This is a genomic window from Nonomuraea sp. NPDC003709, assembly GCF_040610775.1.
GTDB classification, from domain to species: Bacteria; Actinomycetota; Actinomycetes; order Streptosporangiales; family Streptosporangiaceae; genus Nonomuraea; species Nonomuraea angiospora_A.
Genome location: NZ_JBEXMW010000007.1, coordinates 458061 through 471511 on the forward strand (window position 1 = coordinate 458061; position 13451 = coordinate 471511).

12 protein-coding genes are annotated in these 13451 nt (G+C 70.6%); 4 read left to right on the forward strand and 8 right to left on the reverse strand.

Annotated features, from left to right (window positions below; genetic code table 11):
- Nucleotides 1-2: 2 nt before the first annotated feature.
- Entirely contained in the window at nt 3-1289 is a 1287-nt protein-coding gene (locus ABZX61_RS23990) for an alpha-L-fucosidase (protein WP_355197690.1), read from the forward strand.
- Here the strand turns inward: ABZX61_RS23990 and ABZX61_RS23995 are convergent.
- From ABZX61_RS23995 to ABZX61_RS24005, 3 genes are all read right to left on the reverse strand, one after another.
- Nucleotides 1279-1710 (reverse strand): DoxX family protein, encoded by a 432-nt coding sequence (locus ABZX61_RS23995; protein ID WP_355197692.1) that lies wholly within the window; start codon nt 1708-1710, stop codon nt 1279-1281. The two genes, ABZX61_RS23990 and ABZX61_RS23995, sit on opposite strands and share 11 nt — an antisense overlap.
- Nucleotides 1711-1998: 288 nt before the next feature.
- Complete coding sequence (locus ABZX61_RS24000) at nt 1999-3252, reverse strand: serine hydrolase domain-containing protein (RefSeq protein ID WP_355197694.1); 1254 nt, start codon at nt 3250-3252, stop codon at nt 1999-2001.
- A gap of 124 nt (nt 3253-3376) precedes the next feature.
- Nucleotides 3377-4009: an alpha/beta fold hydrolase gene (locus ABZX61_RS24005; protein ID WP_355197696.1), complete on the reverse strand. Its 633-nt coding sequence runs from the start codon at nt 4007-4009 to the stop codon at nt 3377-3379.
- Between the two features lie 175 nt (nt 4010-4184).
- Here ABZX61_RS24005 and ABZX61_RS24010 point away from each other — a divergent pair, with 175 nt between their 5' ends.
- Together ABZX61_RS24010 and ABZX61_RS24015 are read left to right on the forward strand one after the other, a co-directional pair.
- On the forward strand, nt 4185-4736 hold the full coding sequence (locus ABZX61_RS24010) for a TetR/AcrR family transcriptional regulator (protein WP_355197698.1): 552 nt from the start codon (nt 4185-4187) through the stop codon (nt 4734-4736).
- Nucleotides 4737-4860: 124 nt separating this feature from the next.
- The gene (locus ABZX61_RS24015; RefSeq protein WP_350726045.1) at nt 4861-5553 is read left to right on the forward strand and encodes a poly-gamma-glutamate hydrolase family protein; all 693 of its coding nucleotides are present in this window, start codon (nt 4861-4863) and stop codon (nt 5551-5553) included.
- Nucleotides 5554-5573: 20 nt separating this feature from the next.
- Here ABZX61_RS24015 and ABZX61_RS24020 read toward each other — a convergent pair whose 3' ends face one another.
- The 4 genes from ABZX61_RS24020 to ABZX61_RS24035 form a co-directional block, all read right to left on the reverse strand.
- Nucleotides 5574-6098 (reverse strand): hypothetical protein, encoded by a 525-nt coding sequence (locus tag ABZX61_RS24020; protein WP_355197700.1) that lies wholly within the window; start codon nt 6096-6098, stop codon nt 5574-5576.
- 79 nt (nt 6099-6177) lie between these two features.
- The gene (locus tag ABZX61_RS24025; protein WP_355197702.1) at nt 6178-6864 is read right to left on the reverse strand and encodes a response regulator transcription factor; all 687 of its coding nucleotides are present in this window, start codon (nt 6862-6864) and stop codon (nt 6178-6180) included.
- The gene (locus ABZX61_RS24030; protein ID WP_355197704.1) at nt 6861-7976 is read right to left on the reverse strand and encodes a histidine kinase; all 1116 of its coding nucleotides are present in this window, start codon (nt 7974-7976) and stop codon (nt 6861-6863) included. Before ABZX61_RS24030 ends, ABZX61_RS24025 begins: the two co-directional genes overlap by 4 nt.
- A 75-nt stretch (nt 7977-8051) precedes the next feature.
- A complete protein-coding gene (locus ABZX61_RS24035; protein ID WP_355197706.1) occupies nt 8052-8879 on the reverse strand; it encodes a CPBP family intramembrane glutamic endopeptidase in 828 nt (275 codons plus the stop codon).
- A 204-nt stretch (nt 8880-9083) separates the two neighbouring features.
- Here ABZX61_RS24035 and ABZX61_RS24040 point away from each other — a divergent pair, with 204 nt between their 5' ends.
- Nucleotides 9084-11588, forward strand: a complete 2505-nt coding sequence (locus tag ABZX61_RS24040) for a hypothetical protein (protein WP_355197708.1) — start codon at nt 9084-9086, stop codon at nt 11586-11588.
- 38 nt (nt 11589-11626) lie between these two features.
- Here ABZX61_RS24040 and ABZX61_RS24045 read toward each other — a convergent pair whose 3' ends face one another.
- Nucleotides 11627-13423, reverse strand: a complete 1797-nt coding sequence (locus ABZX61_RS24045) for a DJ-1/PfpI family protein (protein WP_355197710.1) — start codon at nt 13421-13423, stop codon at nt 11627-11629.
- Nucleotides 13424-13451 lie beyond the last annotated feature (28 nt).

Here is a 13451-nt window from a genome sequence, read left to right on the forward strand (position 1 = left end):
ACTTGAAGAAGAGGGACATCGTGCAGCACCACGCCTGGTTCGCCGAATCCCGGTTCGGCATGTTCGTGCACTGGGGTCTGTACTCTCTGGCGGCCCGGCACGAGTGGGTGAAGAACCGCGAGCGCCTGACCGACGAGGACTACCAGCGCTACTTCGACCACTTCGATCCCGACCTGTACGACCCGGCGCGATGGGCGCGGCTGGCCAAGGAGGCCGGCATGCGCTACATCGTCCTCACGACCAAGCACCACGACGGCTTCTGCCTGTGGGACTCGGCGCAGACCGACTACAAGGCGACGCGCACGCCCTGGGGCAAGGACCTGATCGCGCCGTTCGTGGAGGCCGTCCGCGCCGAGGGTCTGAAGGTCGGGTTCTACCACTCCCTGATCGACTGGCACCATCCCGAGTTCCCGGTCGACTCGCTGCATCCCCAGCGTGACGACGAGGCGTTCAAGGCCGCCGCCGCGGGCCGCGACGTCTCCAAGTACGCCGACTACCTGCATGCCCAGGTGCGCGAGCTGCTCACCGATTACGGCCGGATCGACTACCTGTTCTTCGACTTCTCCTACCGGGGCAGGCCGGGGAACTGGGGTGGCAAGGGCGCCGACGACTGGCGCTCGGACGAGCTGCTCGCGATGGTCAGGGAGCTCCAGCCGGAGGTCATCGTCAACGACCGGCTCGACATCCCCGGCGACTTCGTCACCCCCGAGCAGTACCAGCCCGCCGGGCCGATGGTCGTCGACGGGCACGAGGTGCCGTGGGAGGCGTGCCAGACGCTCAACGGCAGCTGGGGGTACGACCGGGACAACCTCGACTACAAGTCTCCGGACCTGCTCGTACGGATGCTGGTCGACAGCGTCGCCAAGGGCGGCAACCTGCTGCTCAACGTGGGCCCGGACGGGCGCGGCCAGATCGACCCCCGCGCGCGCGGGACGCTCGCCGACATCGGCGCCTGGATGCGGCTGAACTCCCGCTCGATCTACGGCTGCGGTCCCAGCGGCTTCACGGCGCCTCCCGACTGCCGCTACACCCAGCGTGGCGACCGGCTCTACCTGCACCTGTTCGCCTGGCCGTTCGGCCACCTGCACCTGCCGGGGCTGGCCGGGCGGGTGAAGTACGCCCAGTTCCTGCACGACGCGTCGGAGATCCGTACGCGGGTCATCGACCCCGGCCAGCAGGCCGGCCTCACCACGATGGGAGCCGCGTCGCCGGACGTCCTGACCCTCGACCTGCCCGTACAGCGCCCCGACGTCGCCGTGCCCGTCGTCGAGCTGTTCCTCACCGAGTGACTTCAGCCCCGTCGTGGGCGAGCTGCCGCGAAGGCGTCAGCAGCGTGGACAGCGCCCAGCGGCCGGGCCCGAGGACGGCGATGAGCAGGAAGCCCCAGCAGAAGAGCGCCGCCTTCTCACCGCCGTTCTCGATCGGGAACAACGCCTGAGGCTGGTGCACGACGAAGTAGGCGTAGGCCATGGTGCCCGAGCAGAGGACGGCGGCGACGCGGGCGCCCAGTCCGAGCAGGACGAGGATGCCGCCGACCAGTTCGATGGCCGCGGCCCACCAGCCGGGCCATTGTCCGAAGGTGGGCACCGGGCCCTGCGCCCCGCCCAGCACGTCGAAGAGCGTCGCCGCGCCGTGGCAGGCGAACAGCAGTCCCAGCACGATCCGGTACAGGGCCAGGAAGAGCCCCTGATTCTTGTCCAACAGATCCACGGCAAATGCCCTTTCCTGACTGTTGAAAGTTATAGGAGCGCTCCCAAGCAGATTCTTGAGATCAAGCACATATGTCAATGTCACGCCACTCACAGGATCGGTCCAAAACGCGCTGTATACGCATAACCTGCCCGAACTTCCCGGCCATAAAGTTTCGCATTCGTGAAATTTTCATCAGCGACCGAAGAAAGTCTGCAGGGAGAGTTGACACGAATGATCGGGCCACGGTAAATCCCGACATACGAAAGCCGCCCGGACAGGATCCGGGCGGCTTTCGTCAAGGACCGGCTACCGCTTGGCGCACAGCGCGGTGTCCATGGCCTCGATCACGTGCTGGTGGGCCTCCTCGTCGGGGGGCAGCGCCGTGACGGCGACGGTGGCGGCGCGGCCGTCCTCGGTCACCCCGTTGCGGGTCTCGTACCCGTCGATGTCACCGCCGTGGCCCCAGGTGACGCCGCCGCAGCTCAGCGGCATCTTCATCAGGCCCAGCCCGTACTCCCAGCCGGCCGGGAACCCGGGCGCCTTCATCGTGTGCTTCATCGCCGCCAGCTGCTCCGGCTTGAGCAGCTTGCCGCCCATCAGGGCGGTCATGAAGCGGTTGAGGTCGCTCGGGGTGCCGATCAGCTGGCCGGCCGCCCATCCCCACGACGGGTCCAGGTTCGTGATGTCCTTCAGCTTGCCGCCGGGCTGCTCCGACCCGTACCCCTGCGGGTGACGCCCGCGGATCGTCCTGTCCCCCTTGCCCGGCCAGTACGTGTCACGCAGCCCGAGCGGCTCGATGATGCGATCCGTGATCACCTCGGCCACCGGACGGCCGGTGACCTTCTCGATCAGCAGGCCCGCCAGCACGTAGTTGGTGTTGCTGTACTCCCAGCTCGTGCCCGGCGCGAACGACGCCTTGTGCGCGAACGCCATGTCCAGGAGGTCCTGGGGCGAGCGGTAGACGTTGCGGCTCTCGAAGATGCTCGGCATCCAGCGGGTGTAGTTCGGCAGGCCGCTGGTGTGCTGCAGCAGCTGCCGCACCGTGATCTTCCTGCCGTCGATGCCCTTGCCGCGGACCACCTTCGGCAGGTATGCCTCGATCGGCTCGTCCAGATCGACCTTGCCCTCGCCGACCAGCTGCAGCACCGCCACCGCGGTGAACATCTTGGTGTTGCTCGCGATCCGCACCCGGCCGTCGACCGGGACCTCCTCCTTGGTCGTCAGGTCCGCGACCCCGGCGGTGTAGTGGCGGGTCCGGCCCTTGCCGTCCTGCACCGCCGCCAGCGCCGCCGGGAACTTGTCCTTCTCCACCAGCGCGTCCAGCTTGCGCTGCACGGCGTCGGGCCGGTGGTTGCGCTTCAGCTCGTCCCGCACCTCGGCCAGCTCGGCGGACAGGCTCTCGTCCGGGCTCTGCCGCACGACGTTCGCGGTGCGGCCGAGCCCGGTGGCCGCGGCGGCCGGCGTCCCCGCCACGACCAGCCCCGCCAGCGCCGCCAGCGCCGCCGCGGCGAGGACCCGCACGCGCCGGGAGGACTTCGACTCGGAAGAGGTACGCGACATGGGAAACGCTCCTGATTTCTTGGTGGGGGTCGTCCGCTTCGGACATCACCCAGCATGTCGGCGCACGGCATCCTTGATCGATCCCGTGCGCTGGAGCGTTGGGGTACAGCCAGCTGTACCGGGATCAGGACGGGCAGGTCCCGTCCAGAGCGCTGATCACCCCGTCGATGAACACCTGCGACTTCGGCTCGTCGGCATGCGCCACCCCGGGGAACTCGGCCTTGCACCACACGCCGTCGATGACGTCATTGCGGGTCTCGTCGAGCGAGCTCACCAGCAGCGTGTAGCGGACGGGGTCGGGCGTCGGGTCGCCGCTGTTGAGCTGGCTGATGAAGGTGCTGGTCGGGCACATCTGCCCGCCCTGGTTCGCCGGAAGGAGGCAGGCCGGCCAGTAGCCGCGCTGCCCGGTGCCCATCGAGACGTAGCTCAGCGTGGCATCGGCGCCGCCGAGGGACTTCAGGTAATAGCGCGCCGACAGCCCTCCCATGCTGTGCCCGACTAGGCTGACCTTCCCGCCGCCGTTCTCCTGCCGTACCTGTGCCACCAGGTCCCTGATGGCTCCCGCGTTGGCGATGTTCTCCTCGCCGGGGAGGTCGATCGTGTACGCGGGATGGCCGGCCTGCTCCAGCGCCGCCTCCATCTGAGCGAACTCGGTCGGCGACCCGTTCCAGCCGTGGATCAGGATGACCGGCTCCCGCTGCGCGGCCTGCACCTGCTGGCAGGTGCCCAGCCCGGCCAGCAGGATTCCCGCGGTCACTAACCCTGTGATGCGTCGGCGCCTCGATGACATGAGTCACACCTCGCTACTTCTGGGGGAATTCACTTACTGAGCACTCGGTAAGTGATGGGTTAGATTTAACACCGTGGCCCGAAGTAGGCAAGACCCCAGCAGACAGGAACGCGCGCGCTTACGGCGAGAGGAGATCATCGCCGTGGCCGCGGAGATGTTCGCGCGCGACGGCTTCCGCGGCACCTCCCTGCCCGCCGTCGCGGCCCGGGCCGGCATCAGCGAGCCCGGCCTCCTGCATCACTTCGGCAGCAAGGCGGGACTGCTCCTGGCCGTGATCGAACGGCGCGACCTCGACAGCGAGGCGTTCGCGATGGAGCTCCTGGGCATGGAGCCCTCCGGGCGGCTGCGGGCCATGCCGGAGTTCGCGCGCCGCAACAAGGAGCGGGCGGGGCTGGCCAAGCTGTTCACCGTGCTGGTCGCCGAGAGCCTGGAGCCCGGCGCGCCCGGCCACCGGCACTTCGTCGACCGCTACCGCGCGATGCGCGCCATCGTCGCCGACAGCATCCGGTCGGCCCAGGCCGCCGGGCTCGCCCGTCAGGACATCGACCCCGCGGCCAAGGCCGCCGAGATCATCGCGACTCTCGACGGCCTGCAGACCCAGTGGCTGCTCGACCCCGACACGATCGACATCGTGGCCGGCGTCGAGTCCTACGCCCGCACGCTGGAGCACGACCTGACGTGCGGACTCTTCTGAGGTGGCCGGTGGGTGTCGTGGGCGGGGTCGCGGACCAGGTGCCGTTCCATCCGGTGGTGAAGGTCTGGCTCCCGGGGAAGACGGCGGCATGATGGCGGTCAAGAAGATCGTCGAAAGGTGCCACGTGGAGAAGATCGTGTCCGTCGCCGTCGCGAGCGTGCTCGTGATCGGCCTCGCTCCCGCCGCTCACGCCGTGTCCGCGAGCGATGTCTACGCCAACTACGCCGAGCTCTCCGCCCATGAAACCGAGGGCCGGGACTATCGCCGCGTCCTTCGCGTCCCCGGCGGAGCGAAGGTGGCGCACATCGCCATCCACGGCGGCGCCATTGAGGCGCCGACGTCCCAGCTCGCCGACCAGGCCGCGGGACGCAAGCACGCCTACTACTCATTCGTCGGCATCAAGGACAGCGGCAACAGCGCTCTGCACATCACCTCTACGCACTTCGACGAACCCAAGGCGCTCTCGGTGGTGGCCGCCGTCGACTACACCATCTCCTGGCACGCCGCGGCGGGCACCGCTGCCACCACCTACGTCGGCGGGCGCGACACGACATTGATCAAAAAGGTGACGGCCGAGCTGCGCGCCGCCGGGTTCCCCGTCTCGGCGTCCGTACCCGACGAAATCGGCGGCGACAGCCCCCGGAACATCGCGAACAGAAACCGCAGGGGCATGGGGGTGCAGCTGGAAATCAGCCGGGGTCAGCGGGAGCGGTTATTCAAGGAAGGCAAGCTGAATCGCGCCTGGATCGAGAACCCGGCCAACCGCACGAAAGCCTTCTACAAGTACGTCGCGGCCGTCAATCGTGCTCTGAGCTGAGGAGCCGAAAGCCCGGCGCCTCACCTGGGGGTGAGGCGCAGGATGGCGTGGTCGCGGGAGAGGTAGGGCACTTCCAGCCGCAGGTTGTTGATGCGGGCGGACCTGCCGGGAGCCAGGGACAGCTTGCCCTCGTCGCGGCAGCGCCCGTTGACGCAGCTGCTGGAGATGCTGACGTTCGCCCCCTCGGCCTGCAGCCCGCCGGTGAAGCCCAGGAGCGCGATGGTGGCCTCGTCCGGGTCGAGCGAGCTGATGGTGATCCGCTGCACGCCGAACCGCTTGTCGATCCGGAGCCGGTCGCCTGCCCGTACCTCGACCTCGCAGTCGGCGTCCTTGCAGGACGCCAGGCTGCTCCCGTCGGCCGGGTGATGCCCGGTGGACGAGGGCCGGACGGAGGCGGTCGGCACGGGAGACACGGTGTCCGTCGTGGGTGGCAGCGTATCCGTCGCCACCGACAGCGGCGTTGACGGCGTGGTACGCGAGTCGGCGCAGGCAGCGGCGAGTACGACCAGCAGAGCGGCGGCGGTGAACCGGACGACGGTCGGCATTGGGCTCCTCCAGGCGGGCACTCCTGACGTTGTGCCCGTCCTAGCTGCGAAAATAACCCTGCGTAATCAAAGTGGCAGCTCAGTCCGTGCCGGACACCAGCCCCACCCGGTAGGCGAGGACGACGGCCTGCACGCGGTCGCGCAGCTCGAGTTTGGCCAGGATCCGCGACACGTAGGTCTTCACGGTCTCGGCGGTGATGAACAGCTTCTCGGCGATCTCCGCGTTCGACAGGCCGCCCGCGATCTGTTCGAGGACCTCGAGTTCGCGGGGGGTCAGCGTGCGCACGATCTCGTCCCTGGCCGGGCGGGACGGGTCGGCGGGGCGGAGCCGTTCGGCGAAGTGGCCGATGAGCGTGCGGGTGACGGCGGGCGCCAGGAGGGAGTCGCCACGGGCGATGGTCCGCACGCCGTTGACCAGCTCCGCCGGTGGCGCGTCCTTGAGCAGGAAGCCGCTGGCGCCGGCCTTGAGCGCTTCGTAGACGTACTCGTCGACGTTGAAGGTGGTGACGACCAGCACTTTCGCCGGGGCCTCCGTGCTGGGGCCGGCCAGCCGCCGGGTGGCCTCGATGCCGTCCACGATGGGCATCCGGATGTCCATCACGATGACGTCCGGGCGCAGCAGCCGGGCGGCCTCGACGGCCGCGCGGCCGTCCGCGGCCTCCCCGACGACCTCCATGTCCGGCTGGACGGAGAAGATGGTGATGTAGCCGGCGCGCACCAGTGCCTGGTCCTCGCAGATGAGCACCCGGATCGGCGTGTCGGTCATGGACTGCTCCTGTACGGAATGAGGGTTCGGACGCCGAACCCGCCGCCGGGGCGGGGCCCGGCCGCCAGTTCGCCGTCGAGCATGCGTACGCGTTCCCGCAGCCCGTCCAGACCTCGCCCGCCCGACGGCACGACCGGGGCGGCGTCGGCGGGCCCGTCGGTGATCACCTCGATCTCGAGGTGGTCGTCGTGGTGGTGGACCGTGACCGCGGTGGGCCGACCCGTCGCGTATTTGATCGCGTTGGTGAGCGTCTCCTGCACCACCCGGTAGGCGGCCAGCTCCACGTCGACGGACTGCGGCCGCTGGTCGCCGCGTTCGGTCAGCTCGACGGGCTGGCCGGCCAGCCGGGCCTGTTCGACCAGGTCGCCGATCTTGCCCAGGGCCGGCGCGCGGCCCGCGACCGCCGAATCGCCGGTGGCCTCCAGCACTCCGAGCAGGTAACGCAGCTCCGTCAGCGCCCGCCGGCCGGTGTCGCTGATGGCGGCGAGTCCGACCCCGGCGCGCTCCGGCGCGCTGCCGACCAGGAACTGCGCCGCGTCGGCCTGGACGACCATGGCGGTCACATGATGGGTGACCACGTCGTGCAGCTCGCGGGCGATGCGCGCCCGTTCGGCCGCCGCGGCCACCTCCGCGCTCAGGCGCCGTCGCTCGGCCTCGTCAGCCCGCCACCGGCGCATCCCGGCACCTGTCATCCAGATCACCGCCAACGTCAGATAGAACACGAGGAACGCCGGGACTCCGTTGGGCGACCCCAGGCCGTGCAGCACGACGACCAGCAGGACATAGCCCACGGTCGACACCGCGACGAGGCCGCGGCGGAACCGGACCTGATAGGCGCCGGCGGCGTACAGGGACAGATAGAGCCCGATGCTGGCGAACGTCTGCGGGTAGCTCAGCGCCTGATGAACAGCGAAGGCGGCGCCGATGATCGCGAGACAGCCCGCGGGCCATCGGCTGCGTACCACCAGCGGCGCGGACTGGGCCACGGCCAGCGCCACGGCCAGCGCGTCCAGCGGGCGCTTGGGCAGGTCGCCGAGCTGCGCCCCGATGGCGGACATCGTCGGCACGGACGTCAGCAGCATGAGCGCCGCCGCGAGCGCGGTGTCCTTCACGGACAGGTGGCAAGCTCGCCACCGGTCTGACCATAAGCGGGCGGAACGGGCGGCGTTCGCGAACACCGGGCAAGCCTAACGACCCCCACGCCGCGCAGGGAGCAATCCGCCGCGCCGGTGCGCGAGGACGAGCATGGGTACGGCGAGCAGCAAGCTCAGCAGGACGGGCACGATCGACGCCTCCAGCCCGAACTCGCCCCCGGTCAGCACCGCCGGACCCGAGACCTCGGCGGTCAGCAGACCGGGCGACACGTGGCCGGAGACCGGGATGCCCAGCAGTCCCTCGGTGGCGTTCCAGGCGAAGTGGAGTCCCACGACGAACCAGATGCTGCGCCGCCAGAGGTACGCGGCACCGAGCAGGACGCCGGCCTCGACGGCGATCGCCAGCGAGCTCCAGAGGCTGGCTCCCGGGTTGGCCAGGTGCATGCCGCCGAACAGCAACGCGGTGATCGCCAGCGCCACCCGGCTGCCCCACAGCGCCTCCAGGGCCTGCAACGCCAGGCCGCGGAACATCAGCTCCTCGGTGACCGCCGCGCCGACCGCCGTGAACACCACCGGCAGGACGTTCCCCGACGACCACGAGAACGAATAGCCGCCGGCCGCCGCGATCAGGAGCACGGAGCCGAGCACGAACCCCAGGCCGATCCCGGCACCGGACAGCGCCTCCCGTCCGGCCCCGTCTCTGGCGATCTCCGGAGCGGGCCGCCCCGCGACGAAGCGCATGACCGCCTGGTAGACGACCACCGCGGCGACCGCGCCCACCAAGGCGAGCACCGGCGCTCCGCCCCCGGTCAGCGCCGACACCACGATGAGGCCGAGCAGCCCGATCAGCATCCAGGTGAGGGGGAAGCGGGCGATCCTGCGTATCCGACCGTCGCCGGGGACTGTGGCTGGCGTGCTCATGGTGACCTCCGTTGACGTCGGCCGCGCGATCGGCGGCCCTGGCGAAGACGGTATGAGCGCGATGGCGTCCGGCGAATCACCAATGAGCGGACGATTCAGGTAGCTCTCACGGGGGATGGCCGGCGCCATTGACGGGCCCCGCCCATAAGGTTACGGTCGGGACCGGAATTGAGCGTAAACGAACACGACCCCGGAGGTGGTGCCGTGCGGATTCCCGTGGAGGGGCACGTAAGGTGGCCCCGGCTCACGCGCGGAGCGGTGGCGGCGGCGTTCCTGGCGGCACTGCTCGCGGCGCCGCCAGGAACGCCCGCGTTCGCGGCCGACCTGCGGATCGCCAACGACGGCTTCGACGAAGGGCTGGCCGGCTGGAGCGGCTCGCACACCGCGGGCGGCGTCGAGGCCGTGTCCTGGGACGGGCGCAGCACGGCGCGCGTCACCGACGCCGACCCGGCCGCCGCCTACGGCAGGGAGAGCATGCCGGGGGTGCCCGCCACCGCGGGCACCCGCTACACCCTGCAGGCCCAGGTGTGGGCCGACAGCGGCACCGCGTACCTGTATCTGCGCTTCCGTGACGCCTCCGGCAACCTGCTGGCCGGCGGCGGCAACGCCCCGGCGACGGGCAGGCGCTGGAACCGCGTCACGGCCTCGGGCGTCGCGCCCGCCGGTACGGCCACCGTCTCGGCCCTCATCTACTCGGGCGTGGCCGACGTGGGCACCGCCTACTGGGACGAGGTGCTGATCACCAAGGACGTGACCGACCTGGGCGTGCAGATCGACAGCAGCGTGCCCAACGCCACCACGTTCGCGGGCGGCAGCGCGTACGCCGTCTACACCGGCACCGCGGAGGCCAACCCGCAGCTGGCCGTGATCGACGTGGCCACCGAGAAGGTGACCCAGAAGCTCACCATCCCCGACAGCGCGGCCACGCCCACCGTCGGCGGCTGGGCGGCGGCCACCGCCACCGACGGCAGCGTCTACCTCGGCACCTACCCCAACTCCAAGCTCTACCGGCACGTCCCCGGCCAGTCCACGATCACCGACCTCGGCCGGGCGGAGGGCGGCTACTCCTTCATCTGGGACCTGGAGCCGGGAGCGGGCGGGAAGGTGTACGGCGGCACCTACAACGACGGCCGCTACTTCAAGTACGACAACGGCGCCTTCACCACGATCGGCAGCGTCCCCATTGTGGCCGGCGCCCAGTACGTGCGCAGCCTCGCCCACGACCCGGCCGCGAACGCCACCTACCTCGGCACCGGCACGAATGCGGCCCTGATCAGGTACGACAACGTCACCGGCCGGGTGGACAGCCTCCTTCCGGCCGCCTACGCCCACAACTCCATGGTGGGCGGCCTCACCTGGACGGGCGACAGGCTGTTCGCCTGGATCGACCGCACCCTGCTCGTCCTGCGCGTCGTCCGCGACGCCGACGGCTCCTACTCGGCCGCCACCGACGCCGCGATCACCGACGTTGACCTGCACCACTCCCCGGCCCGCGACGGCCTGGTCTGGTTCGTCAAGGACGGCCTGCTGCACTCGTACGACATCGCCGCCCGGACCGTGCAGGCGACCTCCGTGCGGCCCGGACTCGACGTCACCGGCTACACCTGGTCGGGCAGCACCCTGGTCGGCCTCGGCGCGGCCACGGACGGCACCAGGATCTTCAAGTACGAGCCCGCCGGCGGGCGCTGGAGCAGCAACCTCGTGACCGGCACCCCCGTCCTGCCCGCCGCCATCAACGCGCTCGGCGCGGGACCCGACGGCCGCGTCTACACCGGCGGCTACCTGACCGGCGGCACCGGCGTCTACGACCCGCTGCGGGGCGACGGCGACGACAACCGGCCTGACAGGCCCACCCTCAACGGGCTCAACCAGACCGACAGCCTGCTGGCCCACGACGGCCTGCTCTACATCGGCGTCTATCCCTCGGCCCGGATCTACAGCTACCAGCCCGGAGGCCCGTGGCCGCCCACGCTCAGGTACACGGGCGGCGAGGCGGGCGACAAGGCCGACGACTGCGAGCCGGGCAAGGGCCCGCCCCCGCAGGACCGGCCGTACGCGCTGGCCGGCGGGCCGGACGGCACCGTCTACATGGGCACGGTGCCGAAGTACGGCAAACGCAGCGGCGCCCTCACCGTCTGGAAGCAGGGCACGGCCGGGCGGACCCTGTGCGTGCTGCCCGACCAGGCCGTCGTCTCGCTGGCGTACGCGGGCGGCAAGGTGTTCGGCGGCACCTCCACGCGCGGCGCCCTGGGCGTCGACCCCGTCTACGCCCCGGGGGCGTCGGCCACGCTGTTCTCCTACGACCCCGCCACCGGCGCCGTGCGCACGCATCCGCTCCCGCTGACGGCGCCCAAGGCCGTCACGGCCCTGGTGGCGGTGGACGGCGAGCTGTGGGGGCTGGCGGGCGGCTCGCTGTTCACCCTCGATCCGGCGCGGCCCGACGCGATCACCGTCAAACGGCTGTTCGCCGACCCCGACTACACGGCCAAGCCCAGCGCGGCCTGGCGCGACGGGGTGCTGCTGACCGTGCCCCAGGACCCGGCCCGCGTGTACGGCACGGCCGGCGACCAGATCTTCTCGATCGACAAGTCGACCAAGGCGGTGACCGTGTTGCGGACGGAAGCGGGGATGGAAGGGCTGACGGCCGACCGCTCCGGCAACCTCTACTACAAGATCAACGAGCGCCTGTTCCGGCTCGCCCGGCCATGAGGCGGATTTCGGCCTGAACCGATACCAGGCGGAGGGGGTCAGCGCTCGGGAGCCGTCGTCACCGGCGGCTCCTCGGGGGCCGGCGCGTCGGACGGTTCCGGGCGTCGGGCGCGGATCCGGCGGGACACCATGCCGGTCGCGACGGCGGCGGCGCCGCCCAGCAGGGCGAGCAGCACGGGGACGAGGGTGGCGGACCACGGCCAGGCGCTGCCGGTCAGCTTGACGTCGAGCACCGGGTACTCCAGCGTCTTGGCGGTGAACCGGGCGGTCTGCACGTCGTAGGTGCGGGCGAGGTCGCGCAGCACCGGGTCGAACGCGAACTCCGGGTTGACGTGGAGGTACTCGGGCCGCGGCCCCGTGGCGGCCGCCGCGCGGCGGCTCGCGGCGGCCAGCCCCGGCACGAGGAGGCGGTCGAGGTCGGCCGCCGCGACCGTCGAACGCGGGACGAACGTCAGTCCGTGCTTGGAGTGGATCACGCCGTCGCCGACCGCGACGGTGCGCCCGACCATGGACTCCTCGGTGTAGGAGACGAACGCGGAGGCGAGCTCCAGCTCCCCGACACCCTCGGTGAGCTGGACGCCGATGGTCGTCGGCCCGGTCTGGTAGGAGGCGTTGAGCGCGACGACCACGTCCGACGGCTCCAGAGCGGATTGGGGGATCTGCGTGGGCCTGCCGGGCAGGTAGTGGCGCCAGTGGACCCGCTGCGCCGCCGCACGCGCGGTGTCCGCGTCGAGCAGCCGTTCGATGATCCGGAGACCGCCGTCCACCCCCGACAGCACGCCGCCGGTGGTGATCACGTTCCCGTCGTCGACGTACCGCGTGCCGCCCGTCCACTTGACGTCGGGGAAATCCTTCCGCAGCCCGGACAGCCGCAGCCAGTGGGAGGTGGCGGGCCTGCCGTCCAGCAGCCCGCTCGCGGCGAACGTACGGGCGCCGGCGCAGACGCTGACGGTCAGCGCGCCGACGGCCGACTGCTGCCGCAGCCAGGCCCTGATCGAGGCGGACTCGGCCGGATCGGGCGGCTGCAGGGCCGGGATCACCACGGCGTCGAGGCTGTCGCCCCGCTCGCTCATCAGCCGCGTCAGCTCGTCGAACGTCAGGTCCGGCACGATGTCCAGGCCGCCGGTCAGGGGCACCAGCCGGGGTCCCGCCGAGACGACGTAGGTGTTCACCCGGCCGGTGCCCGCCAGCACCTCGTACGGGCCGAGCAGGTCGGCCACGTTGGAGCCCTTGCCGCCGACCAGGAAGGCCACCGTGGGCTTGGCCGGATCATGGGCCTTGGCCACCGGCTGGGCCGACACCGCGTCCGAGCGCGCCCGGTACAGGTCGCCGAACTTGCCGATGGTGTTCACGGCTGAGACCGAAGCGGGGATCAGCAGCACGGCCAGCACCGCGGCCGTCCTTCTGACCCACTTCCACGGGACGCGCAGGCGGTGGTGATGGTGGAGGTACTCCTCGCGCCGCCACAGCATGGCCACGGCCATGAGGACGAACATCAGCGTGTGCCCGATCGACATCACCAGGTGGTCCGGCAACGCGCCGAACCAGTACGGGACGAGCAGCACGAGGAACGGCGCGAACATCGCCAGGCTCATCTCGCCGACGGCGGCCCAGCCGTGGCGGCGCACCCGCATCCAGACCGCCATGCCGATGGTCATGTCGGCGGCCATGATCAACGTGCTGACGTCGAACCGGGTGTCCCCCGGCAGGACCGCGCTCCACACCAGGCCGAGCAGCAGCATCCCGAGGCTCATCGCGATGACCATCTCGATGTAGTGCCAGATGAAGCGCCCGGCCAGGCGCGCCTTTCCCGTAGGTGGCTCGTGAACAGGCATTGCCGGACTCCTGAACGTCGTCGATGGG

Coding starts and splice junctions, on each gene's coding strand:
- ABZX61_RS24000 (WP_355197694.1), bottom strand. CDS start 3,252: ATGTCGCGTACCTCTTCCGAGTCGAAGTCCTCCCGGCGCGTGCGGGTC.
- ABZX61_RS24025 (WP_355197702.1), bottom strand. CDS start 6,864: ATGACCGACACGCCGATCCGGGTGCTCATCTGCGAGGACCAGGCACTG.
- ABZX61_RS24045 (WP_355197710.1), bottom strand. CDS start 13,423: ATGCCTGTTCACGAGCCACCTACGGGAAAGGCGCGCCTGGCCGGGCGC.
- ABZX61_RS24020 (WP_355197700.1), bottom strand. CDS start 6,098: ATGCCGACCGTCGTCCGGTTCACCGCCGCCGCTCTGCTGGTCGTACTC.
- ABZX61_RS24035 (WP_355197706.1), bottom strand. CDS start 8,879: ATGAGCACGCCAGCCACAGTCCCCGGCGACGGTCGGATACGCAGGATC.